The organism is Streptomyces sp. NBC_01445, assembly GCF_035918235.1.
Taxonomy (GTDB): domain Bacteria; phylum Actinomycetota; class Actinomycetes; order Streptomycetales; family Streptomycetaceae; genus Streptomyces.
Window position 1 is genome coordinate 10379525 of record NZ_CP109485.1, and the last position, 17149, is coordinate 10396673.

Genomic DNA, 17149 nt, shown 5'->3' on the forward strand with positions numbered 1-17149 from the left:
GCGGCGGGCATTTCGCCATAAGCGCCGAACAGCACTGTGAGGGATACCGTCAGATGAATATCGCCAGCGCGCTGGAGCAGCCCATGGCAGCCGACCGTCACACCTACCGCATCACGGGTGGCGTACCGCTTGAGGGCTCCGTCACGGCATCGGGCGCGAAGAACGCCGTCACGAAGCAGATCGTGGCCGGCCTGCTGACCGACCAGCCGTGCGTGCTGCACGGAGTCCCCCGCATCCTGGAGGTCGACCTCGTCCTCGGCATGCTCGCCGAACTGGGCACCCAAGTGACCTGGCTCGGCGAGCACTCGGTCCGCGTGCACACCCCCGAAGTACGCGAAACGTCGCTGTCCGCTATGTACTCCGGCGTCAACCGCATCCCGATCCTCATGATGGGCCCCTTGCTCCACCGTCGCGGCGAAACGATCGTCCCCCTGCCCGGCGGCTGCACCATCGGCAAACGCCCCATCGACTTCCACCTCGAGGGACTGCGCCAGATGGGCGCCGACATCGCGGAACACCCCACCTCGGTGAAGGTCCACGTCGACAGGCTCACCGGCGCCCACATCGACCTGCCGTTCCCCTCCGTCGGCGCCACCGAGAACCTCCTCCTGGCGGCAGTCCGCGCCTCCGGGACCACCGTGATCTCCAACGCGGCCGTCGAGCCCGAGATCGTGGACCTGATCCTCATGCTCCAGAAAATGGGCGCCCTCATCACGATCAACACCGACCGCACCATCATGGTCGAGGGAGTCCGCGAACTACGCGGCGTCGAACACACCACCATCGCCGACCGCATCGAGATCGCCTCCTTCGCCGCGGCCGCCATCGCAACGGACGGACGCATCGAGGTCCGCGGGGCACGCCAGGAACACCTGGTCACCTACCTCAACACCCTGCGGCACATCGGCGGCGACTTCGCCGAAACCAAGGACGGCCTGGAATTCTGGAGGGCCCGGCCCCTGACCGCCACCGACGTCGAAACCGGCGTCCACCCCGGATTCATGACGGACTGGCAGCAGCCGCTCACCGTCCTGCTCACCCAGGCCACCGGCACCTCCGTCGTCCACGAAACCATCTACGAAGACCGCTTCGGCTACACCGAGCAGTTGAACGCCATGGGCGCCTCGGTGGAGCTCACCACCAGGTGCCTGGGAGCGGTCGCCTGCCGCTTCCACGGGCGGGACTTCCAGCACACCGCCAAGATCAGCGGCCCCCGACGCCTGCACGGCGCCGACCTCGTCATCCCAGACCTGCGGGCCGGCTTCGGCTACGTCCTCGCCGCACTCGTCGCCGACGGCACGAGCACCATCGCCGGAACCCGCTACCTGGAGCGCGGCTACGAACAGCCCGTCGCCAAGCTGGCCGCGGTCGGAGCCCGCATCACCACCCAGCCCATCTAACGCACTCTCACGTCGTCCTCGCGTGGGACCCCGAGCAGCACATCGCGACTGTGGACGGGTCCCTCGCCGGCCGAGATCGAAACAACATCTCCAGGCGCTAGTGTTCCGAGTCAGGAATTCTATTCAGATAGCTGGCGAGGCGTTCGAGGATTTCGTCTGCGGTCTTCGTCCAGACGTAGGGCTTCGGGTCGGTGTTCCAGGTGGCGATCCAGTTGCGGATGTCCTTCTCGAGGGCCTGGACGGATCTGTGGACACCTCGCCGTATCTGTTTGTTGGTCAGTTCGGCGAACCACCGCTCGACGAGGTTGAGCCAGGACGAGCCGGTTGGTGTGAAGTGCAGGTGGAACCGGGGGTGGGCCAGCAACCACTTCTTGATGGCGGGTGTCTTGTGGGTGGCGTAGTTGTCACAGACGAGGTGGACATCCAGGTCACCAGGCACCTCTTTGTCGAGCTTGACGAGGAACTTCTTGAACTCCTCGGCCCGGTGCCTGCGGTGCAGGGAGCCGATCACCTTGCCGGTGGCGACCTCCAGAGCCGCGACCAGTGTGGTGGTGCCGGCGCGGACGTAGTCGTGGGTGGTCCGCTCGGGAACACCGGGCATCATCGGCAGCACCGGCTGGGACCGGTCCAGGGCCTGGATCTGCGACTTCTCATCCACGCAGAACACCAACGCCCGTTCGGGCGGGTCCAGGTAGAGACCGACGACGTCGTGGACCTTGTCGACGAAGTACGGATCGGTTGACAGTTTGAAGGTCTCCGAGCGATGTGGCTGCAGGCCGAACGCCCGCCAGATCCGGGACACCGACGACTGAGACAGGCCCATCTCTTTCGCCATCGATCGCGTCGACCAGTGCGTCGCGTTCTTCGGGGTGGATTCCAGCGTCTTGGTGACGACCGCGGCGACCTGGTCGTCCGTCACCGTCCTGGGGCCACCCGGACGTGGCATGTCACCCAGACCTGCGATTCGATATTGCACGAACCGGGCCCGCCAGCGGCCCACCGCCTGTGGTGTGGACCCGAGTTGAGTAGCCACATCCTTGTTGGAGGTGCCTTCGGCACAAGCCAGGACGATCCGACACCGCAATGCCCACGCCTGCGGCGTGGAACGACGCCGCACCCATCCCTCGAGTGCAGCCCGCTCCTCATCCGACAGAGTCAACTCGGCCTTCGGCCGCCCCATCCGCGCCATAGAACAAGGCTACACATACACACGGAATTCTTGACTCGGAACACTAGAGATCGTCGTCAGTGCGCCGGCGAAGGCGGTGACCCGTACCGGTCGCCAAGGTTCAGCGGGAACCGGCCCTTCGTCCTGGAGACCCAAGCAGACTGCCGGCACTGAGCCCGAACGGGAAGCAAGACATGGGAGTTGACGCGGCGGAGTCCGAGAGAATCGAGCGAATGCAAGCCCGCCTGGCGCGCCGACTCGTGGACCTGCGGACAGCTCAGGGCTGGTCACTGGAGGACCTAGAGAGGCGCACGGGCGTGAGCCGCTCGACGCTGTCGCGGATCGAGCGGGCAGTGACCGACCCAACGACGACGTGCCTGGCAAAGGTGTGCGCCGCCTACGGGCGCACCGTGTCCGGCCTATTGGCTGAAGCAGAAGACGCACCCCTGACACACGGGACAGTCATCGACGCGGGCGAGCGGATACAGCACGACCACGCAGACTGACCACGCCCCCTCCCGGCGATGCGCTATCGTGCCGACCACGGCAGTGAAAGCGCCTGCCAGTCCGGCCCGAACAGCACCCACGCGCTCGGGACATGGACAAGGTTCTGAGAATCGCGCAGCTCCTTGCCTGATCGTGATGACCCTGCTGCAGCATGGGCGTGGGCATGCCGTGGAAGGACCGTCATGACCAAGGACAAGCAGCGCAAAGACGCGATCCGTGCCGAAATGAAGCGCACCGGCCGCAGCTACACGCAGGCCGCCCGCGAGATTGAGGGTTATGTCTTCAGGGGTATCACGTGCCACTGACAGTCAAACTCCGTGCCTGGCAGCTGATGTTGGGTAAAGTTTCTTGGCGCGCACCCAACGGGGACCGCCCAACGGACTGGACACCTCGTTGGCCCACTCCTGGTGTGTCCGGCGGACAGTGGCAGCGCGTCGCGGTCGCGCGAACCTTCCATCGGAAGGCTCCCGTGCTCGTGATGGACGAGCCGACCGCTGCCCTCACCGAGCACCGGATCTACCAGCAGCTGAAGGCCCTCGCCGTCGGACGCGCGACCGTGTCTATCGCCCACTGTCTGGCCAACACCCGCCTCACCGACCGGATCATCGTCGTCAGCCAGGGGCGCGTTTGCGAGACGGGCACGTATGAGGAACTCGTCCGCCGGGCTGGCAACTTCGACCACTTGCTCAAGCTGCAGGAGGAGGGGAAGTGAATCTGGCACTGGCCTGAGCAGGCACGGGTGGATGAGACTTGGCTCGGCCCGGCGGGAAGGAGGTAGATTCCGTGACGAAGCTCCGCCGGGCTGGCGACCTGCCGCTGTCGGATCACCTTGGAGTCGGCAAGGTCAGCAGCCAGGAACACGTTGTGCCACGCGGGGCTATCGGTCCCGTGCACGGGCATGACCTCGTTGAGAGCCGTGGGGGCAGGTATGGGCCAGTGGATCGAGTCCGAGGGGTGGCCGGCGCGCAGCCTGCTGGGGACGCTGCCGGAGCCGGAACGGACAGAGCTGCTGAACTTGGGCACCCGGACGCGCATCGAGGCCGGGGGCGTGCTGCTCCGGGAGGGGATGCGGGATCGGCACGCGCTGCTGCTGCTGTCCGGCCTCACCAAGGTCACGGCGACGGTGGAGAACGGCGAGAGTTCCCTGCTTGCGGTCCGGGCCGCCGGGGACACAGTGGGCGAAATGGCCGCCCTGGCCGGCACGCCCCGCTCCGCGACCGTCATCGCCTGCGGCCCCCTGACGGCCCAGGTGCTGCCGAGTGGCGCACTGCGCGGACTGCTATTGCGCCGCCCGCAGATCTCCATTGCCCTGACCGGCCTCGTCGCCGACCGGCTGCGCTGGGCGAACCGGCGTCGGCTCGACTTCCATGGCTACCCGACGAAAGTGCGGCTGGCCCGGCTGCTGGTGGAGCTGGCGGCCGCGTACGGCTCGCCCGGACACGGCGGCGTGGTGATCGGCTGCCGGCTGACGCAGCCGGAGCTGGCCACCCTGGTCGGCGCCGCCGAGACGACCATCCACAAGGTGCTGCGCGACCTGCGCGAGGAGGGCTTGGTGGAGACGGGTTACCGGGCCACCACCATCCGGAATGTGCCCCAGCTCAGGCTGCTCGCCGACCTGGCGCCTGGGCAGCCGTAGCCGGCACGGCCGTCAGACCAAGGGCGGCAGCAACGTCGCGCCGAGGCCCGCGGCCACGCCAACGACAGCGGTGCAGGCCACCCCGGCCCGCAGCCAGCGGTGCTTGCGCACGGCAACCCGGGCGAGGAACCGCACCGTACGCGACAACTCCCCGCTTGCCGATGCTTCGTGGGCATCCGCGGCATCCGCCGGCTGCTCGTCGGAAGCGGCGGCCAGCTGGAGGAAGCTGTAGCGGTTGCCCCCCGGGTCCCGCAGCAGGCGCGGGGTCAACGCCGCGGCCAGGCTCACCGCGCCGCCAGCCAATCCGCAGACGAACGCGGCGAGCAGCCCTCCGGCGAGCAGCCCGGCCGCCCCACCGCGCTCCCACAGGAGCACCGCGGGGCGGCTCCACCCGCCCGCCGTGCTGGCCAGCGCGGCCAGCGCCGCCGCCAGCACGCCGGCTTTGGTGTCCGCCTGCTGGTGGGTCGCGTGCAGCACGGTGAACATGTCCCGCTCGGGGCTACGGTCGGCTGCCGGCCCGACAGGTGTCATGGCGTCTCCTCGGTCCGCGACGGTGCGTCCCGTCCAGTAGCGGCCGGCGACCGGGACGGCACCAGTCCCTTCTACGGCTTTCCGGGATCCCCTACTTCTACAGGGTGTGTGCCGGGACGAGGGCGTACGACTGTGGCAGCGGCGGCCGCACGGGCTGCGTGTACGACGCAGCCCTCTGGGGCAAGTCCATTGCTACGCAGGAGAGTTGAGAGGTGTTATGACGGCACATCGTGCGCACTCACCAGATCACCGGGCCGCGTTCGCGCGTCGCCTGCTGCTCGCGGTCGACGCGAAAGGGTACGGCGCGGCCGATGCGGTGACCCAGCGTCAACTCCAGGAGGGCATCACGCGCCTGGTAGCGGAGGCGGCCGACACCGCCGGGCTGGAGCGCGCACGATGGGCGACCCAGGAGGGCGGGGACTCCGTGTTCGCCGTGCTGCCCAAGGGGGCCTCCGAACCGGCCCTGGTCGACACCTTCATGCGCGCCCTGAACGCGGGGCTGCGCGCCTTCAATCGTGACCGGGTGCGGGAGAGCCGGCTCCGGCTCCGCGCCGCCGTCCACTTCGGCCCGGCCTCCCCTGCCGCCAACGGGTTCGTCGGCCGGGCCCCGGTGGAGACGGGCCGCATCCTGGACTGCGCCGCCCTGCGCACCGCCCTGGTCCAGGCGCCGGACGCGGATCTGGCCGTCGCGGTCTCGGCGGTCGTCTTCCGGGACGTCGTACAGGACGCGCATACGACCATCGCCCCGGAGGCGTTGCGGCGTGTATGGGTCGAGGAGAAGGAGTACCGAGGGGATGCCTGGATCTGGCTGCCGGACGCCGATGCCCGGCAGTTGGACCTCGAACCGGACCGGCCACGCAAGCGGGCAGAGACGGCTGACACCGCCGGGGAGACGGCCGTGGTCCGGGGTGACATCAGCGTCGACGAGGTGGCGGGAGAGGCGGTCTCGGTGCGTACGGACCGCGCCGTGGGCAGCCTCGAGGGCACCGCCAGGGTCGGCCGGGTGGCCCCCAGCGGCACGGTGATCGGGGTGGACATCCGTACCGCCGGAGGCGAGAAGTGACCACCGACCACGGCCGGGCCGGCCAGGCATTCGAGGACGTGGTCCGGGACCGGACGGGGACGGACTACGTCGAGCGCACGTGGCTGGCCGAGGAGATCGAGCGGGCCCTGGCGTCGGAGCGCGGCCAGTACGTGCTGGTGACCGGCGAGCCCGGCGCGGGCAAGACCAGCCTGCTCGCCGGAATAGCGCGATCCCGCCCCGACCGGCTGCGCTATTTCTTCCGGCGGGACAGCCGCACCGCGCTCACCGGCGGGGACATCCAGGCATTCCTGCTGTCCATCGGGCACCAACTCGCCCGGGTGTACCCGGAGATCTTCGCGCTGGATCGGCTCTCGGTGGTGATCGAGCAGCACATCGAGTCCGTCAAGGTCGAGGGGCGCGTCGTCGGCATCAAGATCGACGACTTGCAGGTGTCGCCGTTCCAGCTCACCGCGACGCTGGAAGTGCAGCAGCGGATCGGCGATGTGGGCGGGTCCGTCAGCGGCATCGAGATCGGGACGGCGCAGTTGGAGCCCCGCCTCCTCGATCCGGACAATCTCGCCCACCTCGCGCTGATCGGTCCCGCGCAGGTGCTGGCCGAGCAGGCCCCCGAGGCCAGGATCGTCATCCTGCTCGACGCCCTGGACGAGATCGCCGACGAAGACCTGGCGGCACCCAGGGACGGACTGCTGCGCTGGCTGGCCCGCTCTCCCGAACTGCCGGAGAATATCCGGATCGTCTTGATGTCCCGGCCGCATTCGGGACTGCGGCTGCTCAGGTCGGCCCGGGAGGAGCGCCTCACCGAGGTGGTCATCGACCCCGGATCCGCTCAGGTGGGGGACGATCTGCGCCAGTACGCGGACCGCGTCCTGGAGAACCCCGCAGTCGTCGCCATGGAACGGGCCCGGGGCCGGCTCGTGGGCCACACCAAGCATCACGCCGTCCGCAGGGCGGCCGGGAACTTCCTCTATCTGGCAACGTACGCCCGCGCGCTGAACGCGGCCGCCGCGGAAGGGAGCGACGAGCTGGCCGACCGTCTGCTCACCTTCAGCGACATACCCGGGAACCTGGTCGGCCTGTACGGCTTCTTCCTGGAACTCGTCCGCGAGGACATCGCCTCGTGGCCAGGCAGCAGGGCCGGGGCGCCGGACGACTGGGACACGGTGGCGCTGCCGCTCATCGGCGTGCTCACCGTGGCGAGGGAAACCTTGACGGAGGAGCAGCTCGCGGCCCTGTCCGGGACGCCTCTCCGCGAGGCGCTCGTACGGCAGGTGCTGGGCAGCCTGCGCTGGCTGCTGGACCGGCGCGAGCACCGCATCGGCTTCTTCCACACCTCGATCGGTGAATTCCTCACCGCACCCGAGACCCGCGAGAAGCACCCGGAGTGCTGGGTCGACGCCGCCGCCTGGCACCGGCGAATCACACAGCACTACCGGGATTCCGCGCCCACCTGGGCGGACGTGGACTGGCCGGCGATGGACCGCTACGGCCTGGCCCACCTCGTGGCGCACCTCCTGAAGTCCGGGCCACCGCTGTCCGACGACGCCGCCCAAGTGGTCTGCCCCGGACTGCGACGGGCCGCCAGGATCGAGTTCGGGTCCGACGGCCGCTTCCAGGACATGGTCGACCGCATCGCCCATCAGCTGGCGGACCGCGGCTCCGTGGCCGGGTTATCCACGCTGACCTACCTGGGCGTCGTCCGCCGGCGGGCCACGCGGTCCAGTGACGCGCTGCCGCCCCGGGTGATCGGGCTGCTGGCCCGTACCGGCCGGCTCAGGGAGGCCCTGGAGCGGGTCGCGGCGATCACGCCGTCGCAGCAGCGGATCACGGCCGTGGAGGAGATCCTGCGGTACGCACGGCCCGGCCCCGGCGAGCCGTCCACCGCGGAACTGCTGCATCTTCTGGTCGAATGCGCGCTGACCATGCCGAGAAGCGGCACCGACCGGGACATCGAGTACGACGCGCACAGCGCGACGCTGCGGGCCGCGAAGCTTCTGGCGCCGCACGACCTCGAGCGGGCGCTGCGCCTGTGGCAGTACGCGCAGGACACCGTGCGGCAGCAGTTCCGCACCGATACGGAGCCGGATGAGGTGTTCCGCGCGGCCGCGGCCGCGACACCGGACGTGGCCGCGGCCCGTGCCCTCGTTGACCGGATCAGCGGCGAGCACTGGGCGGACCACCTGGACCTCGCGGAGCGGGCTGGCGCCGGCGCAGCGGCGCCGGAGCTGCTGCGCGACGCCGAGCGCGGGCTGCGGGACGCCCGGCCGCCGGTGCGGCTGACGGCGCTGGCGCGGCTGGCTGCCGCATGGAGCGAACACCGGCCGGAGGCCGCGCGGCGGCTGCTCGCCGAGGTCCGCGCGGAGGTCTTCGCGGCGGGTGAGCACAAGGAGCTTCCCGGGCAACTGCCCGCGGCGGCCCGCGTGCTGGCGGACGTGGACCGCACCACGGCGCGGTGCCTGCTGGCGCGCCTCGACACCGGGTTCGAGCAGGGGGACGCCCTCCCCCTCCTCGACGCCGCCCGCCTCTGGACCCGTTGGGGGAGCCGGAGCGCGCCCGCGACTGCGTCGACCGGTATCTGGCGGGGATGCCCCACCAGCAATGGGCGGACTTCGACGCCAAGGAGGCCCTCGGCCGAGTGGATCCGGACGAGGTGATGAACACCGCGGGTCTCATCCACACCCGGGTCGTCGAGCGGGGCAGGCCCGTGGACGCGATCCACAGCCTCCGCTGGGACGCCGAACTGACCGAGGCCGTCCGCCGCATGGCGGCCCACGACCTCGGGCGGGCGGCGCAGATGGCCTGGAGCGTGCGGGAGACGGCGTGGATCGTCACGGACTGGTCGTGGCGGGACAAGGCCATAGCCGCCACCGAGGACCCGAAGCGCGAGATCTTCGGGCTCGACCGGCTCTCGGTGCTCGCCGGGATCGGCCATATCCATGCCGAGCGGGGGGAGATGGCCAAGGCGGTCGCGCTCCTCGATGCCGTGCTCAGGGAGGCGGAGAACCCGGACGCGCTCGGCGGGGGCAGGGTCGGCTACGCCACGTACGCACGGGTGCCGGCCGGGGCATCCGCGACCGCAGCCGATGCCCCCGGGGCCGCCTCGCAGGCGCTGAACCTGGGGGGAGCCCAGCTCCGGTTCAACCTGAGCGAGTACTGGGCCGGGCGCGTCCGCAAGCGCTTCTTCCGCACGCCCGCGGACATCGTGCGCGCCGTCGACGTCGAATCGACCAGCCACCTGGACCGCGTGGTACGGCGCTTCGCGGAGTGCGTCGCCCCACAGGACCTCGCCCGCGCGGGCACGCTCGTCGGGGCCCTCGACGATCCCGGGGAACGAGCGATCGGGTACGGGATCCTCCACCGGATCGCCCACGGCCCCGACCGCGTGTCGCACCACGGCCCCGAGGCGGACGCGTTCTCCCAGGACATCGACCGGGCCCTCGGCGAGCTGCCGCGCTACCGGTGGACCGTCAACGGTGCCGGCGACGAGGAGTGGGGGGCGTGGGTGTACACGCGCCCCGACCACCGGGTCCGTTTCGAGCTGGCGGTGCGCGCGCTGGGCTGCCGGGAGAAGGACATGACGGCGATAGCGGGGCTGCCCTATCTGGCCCTCGCTCATCAGCACACCCTGGCGGCGTGGGTGTCCTCCCTCCACGCCACCCTGCTGATCGACGGGCAGCCCGCCATCGACCGGTGCGAGGAGAAGCACCGTCGGAACCTCACGCCGGTCGGCGCCAGGCGACGCCTCGACCCGGCGGACAGAGAGAAGTTCATCCGCGCCTTCCAGCCGGTGCAGGCCCCGGACTTGACCGACATCCTGGCCCAGAGCGCGGCGGCCGCGGCCGCCTACCACGAGTACCGGCTGGCCCGCTCCGTCCCCGGTCACGTATCCCGCGTGGCGGACACGCACATCGACGACCCGGTCTACGGCGCGGTCGTCGACCTCGTCACCCCCGCCCCCGGAGCCCCCCTCAGCCAGGCGTTCGTACGACGGCTGCGGGAACTGCTGGACAAGACCCAGCTCGCGGCGGCGGCCGAACTGCTCGCCTACGCCGCGGAGATCCGGCCGGACCAGCGGCATGGGATCAAGGAGCTCGCCGCCGAGACCGCGGCGTGCGCCGGCGACGGCTCCGCGACCGGCGTGGAGGCGCTGAGCGCCCTGGCGTCCTCTCCCAGCCTCGGCGAACTGGTGGATCCCGTACAGCTGCTGCACGCCACCGACCGCTGCGTCCTTGGCTCTCCAAGCGAGAGCTGGATCCCCGGCGTCGTCACCGCCCGCCTGTTTCCCGTGCTGCTGGAGCGCGCGCCGGCCGTCGCGCTGCACAGGTTCTACGAGATCGCCTCAACGAACTGGGGCTTCGCCGCGGGTCTACTGGAACACGCCGCGGAGCTGCTGACCGACGCCCTCGGCGCCGACGCGGCCGCCGCCCTGTGCTCGGCCGCCGCCCGCGGTCTCGCCTGCACCTCACCGGAGGGCAGCGCACCGGACGTCGTGGACGGGGTCCGGCTGGAGCGGCTCATCGAAGGAAGGCGGCAGCCATGACACAGTCCGTCGACGCCGCAGTGGCTCAGGCACACGCGGACGTCGTGGCCCTGTTCCGCGACACCCCCGTCACGGATGCCGCCGGGCTCGCGGCGGTGTGCCGGGCGGCCCGGGACCGGCTCACGGCGATGCCGGTCCCCGACCCGCATGATCCGCATCACTGGGACGCCTACCGGGTGCTCACGCCGACCGTACAGTCCCTCCTCGGCTACGCGCGCGAGGCTGGCGACCCGAGCGGCGAGGCGGCACGCTTCCGTGCCTTGCTCATCGGCGTGCTCCACTATCTCTACGACTCCCGCCGGGCGGCAGCCGGTATCCCCTTGGCAGAGCTGGTGCAACGCGACTGGGAGGAGCACCTCGGGGAGACGCACCCGGACACGATCGTGGCGCTGGAACGGCTCGCCGCCTGCCGGCACGACGGGGAGGGCGCTGAGCAGTCCCGGCCCGTGCTGGAGCGCATCGTCCGGCTGCGGTCACAGAGCCTCGGCGCCGATCACCCGGACACCCTCCACTCGCTCTGCAACTTGGGCGTCTGCCTCAACACTCTCGGCGACTACCGAGAGGCCCTCCGGCTGAACTCCGAGACCTTGCAGCGGTGCGAGCGCCACCTCGGCTCGGACAACTGGACAACCAACCGCGCCATGAACGTCACCGCATCCAGCCTCTTCGGCCTGGGCGAGCACAGCAGCGCACTCTTCATGTACCGGGCCGTACACCGCTGGCACCTCCAGAGGTCGGGCGCGTCCTCCCTGGACACGCTCGACGCGGCGGCCGACGTCGCCCACACGCTTCACGCCCTCGGCGACTACGAGGCGGCCCGCACCCTCAACGCCGACCTGCTCCACATCTATGAGCGCACGGCCGGCAAGGACTACCACGGCACGCAACAGACGCGCGCCCGGCTCACGCAGAACCTCGAGGCACTGCGGCGTGACGCCTAGGCCGTTTCTGATGGCTCCCGGACGGTGTCACGGAGCCAGATGACGATCGTTGCGACGGTCAGGGTGCCGTGGAAGATGTAGTCGCGTTTGTCGTACCTGCCGGCAACCGCGCGGAACTGCTTCCACTTGCTCACGCACCGATCGGCGGCACTGGATCTGGTCGAGGGCCGGGGACCAGCCCCCCAACCGAGCTTGTCTGCCGCGGTGTTCGCGCTGGTCACTAGACTGACCAATGGTCGCCTTGATGTGCCGCCGCAGGTGAGCGCGGGTATCACGGCCGGCCGGAGTGGAGCAGATCGCCCCTCCCCCTCATCCGCACCAAGCCAGGAGGGCGACAGTAGTGCGGCGATTGCGAGTAAGACGGTGTCCTACATGGTGAGTTTGAGGAGCCGTTTGTAGCAGCAGAGGGCTGCGGCGAGGCCGAGAAAGGCCAGGTGGTTGGCCGGTTGGCGCTCGTAACGAGGGCTGAGTCTGCGGTAGCCCGTCAGCCACGACATCGTCCGCTCGATCACCCACCTGCGGCGCCCTAATCGTTCGCTGGACTCGACACCCTTGCGGGCAATGCGGACCCCGATGTGCTTGCCCCAGAGCCATCGCCGCAGGTGCGGGATGTCGTAGGCCTTGTCGGCGTGAAGGCGTTGTGGCTTGAAGTAGCGTCCGCGGTAGGGGTCATGTCTCGTTTGGTGACCCTCGACCATGGGTTTCAACGCGAGGCTGTCGTGGACGTTGGCGGCGGAGAGACCGACGATGAGGGGCAGTCCGTTCGCGTCCGACAGGATGTGCATCTTGGAACCCGGCTTGCCCCGGTCCACGGGGCTCGGACCTGCGTGTTCGCCCCCTCTTTTACCCGCACGTGCGCGGAGTCCAGCACGACACGGGAGACATCGACGAGGCCGGCATCGTCCAGCCGATGCACAACTGCCTCGTGCAGCCGACCCCACACACCGGCTCTCGACCAGATCATGAACCGCCGGTGCACCGTCGACTTCGACACCCCAAAACAGGGCGGCAACGCCCGCCAGGCGCAACCGCTGACCAGTACGTAGATGATCGCGGCGAACAGCGTCTCATCAGGCGTGTTCTGCCTTCCGCCACCCTGCGGCCGCACCCGATCCGCCGGAATCAACGGCCTGGCGATCTCCCACAACCCGTCCGGAACAATCCAACTCCACGTCCCCTGACCCATGTTGAGGAGCACTACCCAGCCTCACCACGTAGGACACCGTCTTAGCTGTCTGTTCCACCCCACCGGGTCGGCCAACGCCAGGGTTCACCGCTGGCAGCAGCAGGACGCAGGCGCGCTCTCGCCGTACTCCACTGAGGCGTCAAGGGCACCCGGGACATTCCGGCGCTGCCTGCGCTGCAGGACGTGACAGGGCTCGTGGGAGGCATCCCACGAGCCCGGTCTGCGTGATCAGTTCAGCCGCTGAGGCGGTGGCGAGGCCCCCAGTCGAACTCGAGATCGCCAGGACGACGTCCTCCAGCGCCCCCTCCCACTGGCCCCTCACTGGCCGGCCGTCTTCGAGGACACCGGACGCACCCTCGCTGACCTTGCCTGCCACGGACAGCTCACCTGGGGACTGCGGGCTGTCCTCACTGACCATCTGCTGTTCGCCTTCAACCGGCTCGGCATCTCTGCGGCCCATCAGAACGTCCTGGCGACCTCTGGCAGCCGCGTGATCTTCCACCGGGAGCTCATACCCGACCAGGCCCCGCGAAGCAGCCGAACTGACTCCGGGACCCCACTACTGTCGTGACAGTGACCATGCACTCCACCGACGCCCCGGCCCGCGATGCGCAGGAACTGCGCGAGGTCCTCATCGCCAAGATCGACAGCCTCGGCAGCTTCCGCACCAGCCGGGTCAAGGACGCCTTCCGCACCGTGCCCCGGCACGTCTTCCTGCCCGATGTGGACCTGGAGACGGCGTACGCGCCCAAGCCGGTAGTCACCAAGCGCGCCGAGGACGGCACCGCCGTCTCCTCCGCGTCAAGTCCCAACATCGTGGCCAAGATGCTCGAGCAGCTCGACGTCCGCCCCGGCCACCGCGTCCTGGAGATCGGCGCGGCCACCGGCATCAACGCAGCCCTGATCGCCGAACTGGCCGGGCCGAGCGGTTCGGTGGTCACCATCGAACTCGACGAGGACCTCGCCCAGCGCGCCCGCACCGGCCTGGCCGCCGCCGGATACGACCAGGTCGAGGTGGTCTGCGGCGACGGTGCCCTCGGCGACCCGAACGGCACCGCATTCGACAGGATCATCGTCACCGCGGGCGCCTGGGACATCTCCACCGCCTGGTGGACCCAGCTCGCCCCCGGCGGACGCATCGTCGTACCCCTGCGCCTCCACGGCAGCGGCCTGACCCGCTCGCTCGCCTTCGACCACACCGACGACGGGCTGATGGTCAGCACCAACGCTGTCGTGTGCGGATTCGTGCCGATGCGTGGCGCCGCCGAAATGGGCGAACGCCACGTCCGCCTCGCCGACGACGTCATCCTCAAGCTCGATGCCGACGACTTTCCCGACGAGCCCGCCCTCGCCCAGGCCCTCACTCACCCCGCCCATGAGCAGTGGACCGGCATCCAGGTCCGTCACAACGAACCCGCCGCCCACCTCGACCTCTGGCTCGCCACCATGAACAGCGGCCTTAGCTTCGGCCGGCTGTCCACCGGCTCCTCCGCCCGCACCCTCGGCCTGGCCGACCCCGCCCTGCGGTGGGCCGGGGCGGGCCTGTACAACGGCGGAACCCTCGCCTACGTGACCGCCCGCCCGGCTGGCGAGAACGCCAACGAGCTCGGCCTCATCGCGCACGGCCCGGACAGCAGCAAACTCCTCGGCCAGGTCAACGACCTCCTTCGCCGCTGGAGCCAGGAGAGGCCCGAGCAGCCCGTCGTCACCGCTTACCCCGCAACCACCCCCGACGCCCGGCTCGCCGCCGGTGTCCACGTCACCCGGCCCGAAACCCGCCTGACTGTCGGCTGGTGACGCCCTGAACGTTCGGTGCGGTGGCGGCGGGCTGGATGACGTGTGGGCCGAACCGGGCGCGGGCTGCATCGGAGGCTGCCTCCAGCTTGCGGGCCTTGTCATCGTGGTCGTCGAACAGGAGTTGGTGGTGCACACCGTCTGCAAGGCCGAGCTGGTCGGCGCGCAGGGAGAGTTGGCGGACGCGTGCCCGCTCGAGTCCGAGTCTCGTGTAGAGGTCGTAGGCGAGGGTGGAGAGGGCTGGGGTGTGGTGGGTGGGTTCGGGCAGGGTGCGGCTGCGGGTGGTGTGGGTGCGGTCGGCGTAGCGCACGGTGAGTGTCAGTCCCCGGCAGACCTCGCCTGTTGTGCGCAGGCGGGCGCCGAGCTCGTCAGCCAGGGCGAGCAGCTCCCGGCGGTGGGCGACCGGATCTAGCTCGTCAGCCTCGAAGGTGTGACTGGTACTGGTGGACCGGACCAGGGCCGTGCGTCGGACCGGCCTGTCGTCCAAGCCGTGGGCGCGGGCGTGCAGCTCGCGGGCGGCGTGCGCACCGAGCAGCCGGATGAGGGGGCCAGCGGGAGTGTCGGCAAGCTGCCCGATGGTGCTGATCCCATACCGGTTCAGGGTTTTGGCGGTCGCGGGTCCGATGCCGGGAAGCGCGGCGAGAGGCCGCAGCCGCAGGAACGCGGCCACTGACGCGTCGTCATCGGCGATGACGGTGATGTGACCGAACGGGGTGGCGGCTGCCGCCATGGCGGAGATGAGCGAACTGGAGTGGCGACGGGTTCCTCGCAAGTCCCATCGGGAGCGTTCGGACAGTTCGTGCTGCACAAGGGGGTAGGACCGCGCCCCACTCGAATGAGTGAAGATGTGCCAGTAACTCGCAGATTTCAGGAGTCAGTTCCCTAAATTGCGAGTCCGTGGGGGATTCCGAAACCCGTCGCTTCACGCTCCTCTCCGGTGGCGATACGCCAGACCTTCCCGAGGGCCCGGACGAGGGGCTCGCGGACGTGCTCACCCTGCAGCGGCCGAGCGTGCCGTCGTCGTCGCGGGAGGCCGAGCGCGACCTGTATCAGGACTCGCTGGCGGAGTACTGCTGGGCCCGGGACGTGGCGGGACTGGCGGCGACCACGCTGAACCAGCTGGTGCAGCCCGTGATCGAGATCTGCACCTTCTACGACGTTCTCCCCTGGGAACTGACGTCACGCATGCTCGACCAGTACTTCGCCGGTCCGGGCAAACGCGGTCGTCAGACCGTCCGCAAGAAGATCACGAACATCGACCACTACTTCGCGTTCCTCGAGCAGCGCTATGCCGGAGAGATCCGCCGCCGGTTCGCGGCGATCGTGGAGTCGCCGGTCGATGCCTTCAACCGGCCCCGGCACCGCGGTGACTTCGGGCTGCGCATCCCGCCGTCGCGGCAGCAGATGGAGGCGTTCTTCGCCGCCTGGCGGCACAGTCTCGCCGCGGCGCGCAAGTACCCGGTGGCCGTGCGGAACTACGTGATGGCCAAGATCACCTACATCTCCGGGGTGCGGGCGTGCGAGCTGTGCCGGGTGCGGATGGGCGATCTGCACTGGGACAACGGCCAGTGGGGCCGGTTCTTGGTACGGGGCAAGGGCGCGAGAGGGTCAGGCCCGAGGGAGCGCGAGGCGTTCATGTTCGCCGAGGGCCGGGAACTGCTGTGGTGGTACGTCGAAGAGGTGCGCGGCCTGTTCTGCGATGACCCACTGGACCCGTACGCTCCGTTGTTTCCCTCTGAGCGGTTGCCGGCCGCGCTGGGGGCGGTGCCCGCGGTGGCGCCGGAGATGCACCCCGACACCTTCCGGCGGGCGCTGCGCGCGGCGTCGCAGGCGCATCTGACCGGAACGGTGACGGTGCTGTTCCCGCATCTGCTGCGCCACGCGTGCGCGACGCACAACTATGAGGCGGGGATGCCTCTTTGGGATGTTCAGGTGCTGCTCGGGCACCAGTGGCCGACCACGACGATCGGCTATCTGGCCTCCGCGAAGGCGGATCCGGAGCGGACCTGCTTGGAATCGTCCCGGCGCGCGGTTCGCCGACTGACAGAGGAGACCTGACGTGAAGTGGAATCTGCGCTGGGTGGCGGCCAAGCGCGACATCTGGCGGCCCAGTGACTTGAAGACGGCCTTCGAGGAGGTGGGCTTCACTCCGTCGCTGAGCAAGGTGTGCGCGCTGTGGTCGGCCAAGCCGCTCACCCTGCGGCTCGACGACCTTGACATGATCTGTGCGGCGCTGCAGTGCACGGTCGCCGACCTGATGGAAGCTGAGCCCTTGGCGGCCGGCGGCGATCTGGGCGAGAGGCCGCAGGCGGTGGGAGAGCAGCCCCGTGCGGGCAGCGGGCAGCGTCCCGTGCCCAAGCAGACCGGTGAGGCCGGCGTGCGTCGCCTGCCTCCGAACTGACCC

At 69.7% G+C, this 17149-nt stretch carries 17 protein-coding genes and 1 pseudogene; 13 read left to right on the top strand and 5 right to left on the bottom strand.

Going from position 1 to position 17149, the window contains the following annotated elements; genetic code table 11:
- Nucleotides 1-53: 53 nt before the first annotated feature.
- Entirely contained in the window at nt 54-1400 is a 1347-nt protein-coding gene (murA, locus tag OG574_RS47765; protein WP_326771265.1) for a UDP-N-acetylglucosamine 1-carboxyvinyltransferase, read from the top strand.
- A 97-nt stretch (nt 1401-1497) separates the two neighbouring features.
- Here the strand turns inward: murA and OG574_RS47770 are convergent, their stop codons facing one another.
- A complete protein-coding gene (locus tag OG574_RS47770) occupies nt 1498-2580 on the bottom strand; it encodes an IS630 family transposase (RefSeq protein WP_326778316.1) in 1083 nt (360 codons plus the stop codon).
- 221 nt (nt 2581-2801) lie between these two features.
- Between OG574_RS47770 and OG574_RS47775 the strand changes: the two genes are divergently transcribed.
- The 5 genes and pseudogenes from OG574_RS47775 to OG574_RS47795 all read left to right on the top strand — a co-directional run bounded on the left by OG574_RS47775 (nt 2802) and on the right by OG574_RS47795 (nt 4711).
- Nucleotides 2802-3074: a helix-turn-helix domain-containing protein gene (locus OG574_RS47775; RefSeq protein WP_326778312.1), complete on the top strand. Its 273-nt coding sequence runs from the start codon at nt 2802-2804 to the stop codon at nt 3072-3074.
- A 183-nt stretch (nt 3075-3257) separates the two neighbouring features.
- Entirely contained in the window at nt 3258-3380 is a 123-nt protein-coding gene (locus tag OG574_RS47780) for a hypothetical protein (protein ID WP_326771263.1), read from the top strand.
- 26 nt (nt 3381-3406) lie between these two features.
- Nucleotides 3407-3529 (top strand): annotated as a pseudogene (locus OG574_RS47785) (hypothetical protein); the annotation flags it as partial.
- A gap of 24 nt (nt 3530-3553) precedes the next feature.
- A complete protein-coding gene (locus tag OG574_RS47790) occupies nt 3554-3787 on the top strand; it encodes a hypothetical protein (RefSeq protein WP_326778844.1) in 234 nt (77 codons plus the stop codon).
- 186 nt (nt 3788-3973) lie between these two features.
- Entirely contained in the window at nt 3974-4711 is a 738-nt protein-coding gene (locus tag OG574_RS47795) for a Crp/Fnr family transcriptional regulator (RefSeq protein ID WP_326771262.1), read from the top strand.
- Nucleotides 4712-4723: 12 nt separating this feature from the next.
- On the opposite strand, the gene OG574_RS47800 is transcribed toward OG574_RS47795, so the two are convergent.
- The gene (locus OG574_RS47800; RefSeq protein ID WP_326771261.1) at nt 4724-5242 is read right to left on the bottom strand and encodes a Pycsar system effector family protein; all 519 of its coding nucleotides are present in this window, start codon (nt 5240-5242) and stop codon (nt 4724-4726) included.
- A gap of 217 nt (nt 5243-5459) precedes the next feature.
- Between OG574_RS47800 and OG574_RS47805 the strand changes: the two genes are divergently transcribed.
- Genes OG574_RS47805 through OG574_RS47820 form a run of 4 tightly spaced genes read left to right on the top strand, consistent with a single transcriptional unit; the run spans nt 5460 to nt 11765 of the window.
- On the top strand, nt 5460-6305 hold the full coding sequence (locus OG574_RS47805; RefSeq protein ID WP_326771260.1) for a hypothetical protein: 846 nt from the start codon (nt 5460-5462) through the stop codon (nt 6303-6305).
- Nucleotides 6302-8938, top strand: a complete 2637-nt coding sequence (locus tag OG574_RS47810; RefSeq protein ID WP_326778313.1) for a hypothetical protein — start codon at nt 6302-6304, stop codon at nt 8936-8938. The genes OG574_RS47805 and OG574_RS47810 overlap by 4 nt, the downstream gene beginning before the upstream one ends.
- A complete protein-coding gene (locus OG574_RS47815; RefSeq protein ID WP_326778314.1) occupies nt 8869-10824 on the top strand; it encodes a hypothetical protein in 1956 nt (651 codons plus the stop codon). The genes OG574_RS47810 and OG574_RS47815 overlap by 70 nt, the downstream gene beginning before the upstream one ends.
- Entirely contained in the window at nt 10821-11765 is a 945-nt protein-coding gene (locus tag OG574_RS47820; RefSeq protein ID WP_326771258.1) for a tetratricopeptide repeat protein, read from the top strand. The genes OG574_RS47815 and OG574_RS47820 overlap by 4 nt, the downstream gene beginning before the upstream one ends.
- Here the strand turns inward: OG574_RS47820 and OG574_RS47825 are convergent.
- Together OG574_RS47825 and OG574_RS47830 are read right to left on the bottom strand one after the other, a co-directional pair.
- Nucleotides 11762-11899 (bottom strand): hypothetical protein, encoded by a 138-nt coding sequence (locus tag OG574_RS47825; protein WP_326771257.1) that lies wholly within the window; start codon nt 11897-11899, stop codon nt 11762-11764. The two genes, OG574_RS47820 and OG574_RS47825, sit on opposite strands and share 4 nt — an antisense overlap.
- Before the next feature lie 234 nt (nt 11900-12133).
- Nucleotides 12134-12951 (bottom strand): IS5 family transposase gene (locus tag OG574_RS47830; RefSeq protein ID WP_326771256.1). Its coding sequence is split into 2 segments (ribosomal slippage): nt 12134-12612 and nt 12612-12951, totalling 819 coding nucleotides; the frame shifts between segments, so codons are not numbered across the junction.
- Between the two features lie 579 nt (nt 12952-13530).
- On the opposite strand from OG574_RS47830, the gene fxlM reads away from it, so the two are divergent.
- Nucleotides 13531-14748 carry a methyltransferase, FxLD system gene (fxlM, locus tag OG574_RS47835; RefSeq protein WP_326778315.1) on the top strand — a complete coding sequence of 406 codons (1218 nt, stop codon included), beginning with the start codon at nt 13531-13533 and terminating at the stop codon, nt 14746-14748.
- Here fxlM and OG574_RS47840 read toward each other — a convergent pair.
- Nucleotides 14711-15475 (bottom strand): DNA polymerase Y family protein, encoded by a 765-nt coding sequence (locus OG574_RS47840; protein WP_326771255.1) that lies wholly within the window; start codon nt 15473-15475, stop codon nt 14711-14713. The two genes, fxlM and OG574_RS47840, sit on opposite strands and share 38 nt — an antisense overlap.
- 167 nt (nt 15476-15642) lie before the next feature.
- Here OG574_RS47840 and OG574_RS47845 point away from each other — a divergent pair, with 167 nt between their 5' ends.
- Together OG574_RS47845 and OG574_RS47850 are read left to right on the top strand one after the other, a co-directional pair.
- Nucleotides 15643-16803, top strand: coding sequence for a tyrosine-type recombinase/integrase (locus OG574_RS47845; RefSeq protein ID WP_326771254.1), 1161 nt, complete (start codon nt 15643-15645; stop codon nt 16801-16803).
- Nucleotide 16804: 1 nt separating this feature from the next.
- Entirely contained in the window at nt 16805-17146 is a 342-nt protein-coding gene (locus OG574_RS47850; protein WP_326771253.1) for a helix-turn-helix domain-containing protein, read from the top strand.
- The last annotated feature ends 3 nt before the right edge of the window (nt 17147-17149 follow it).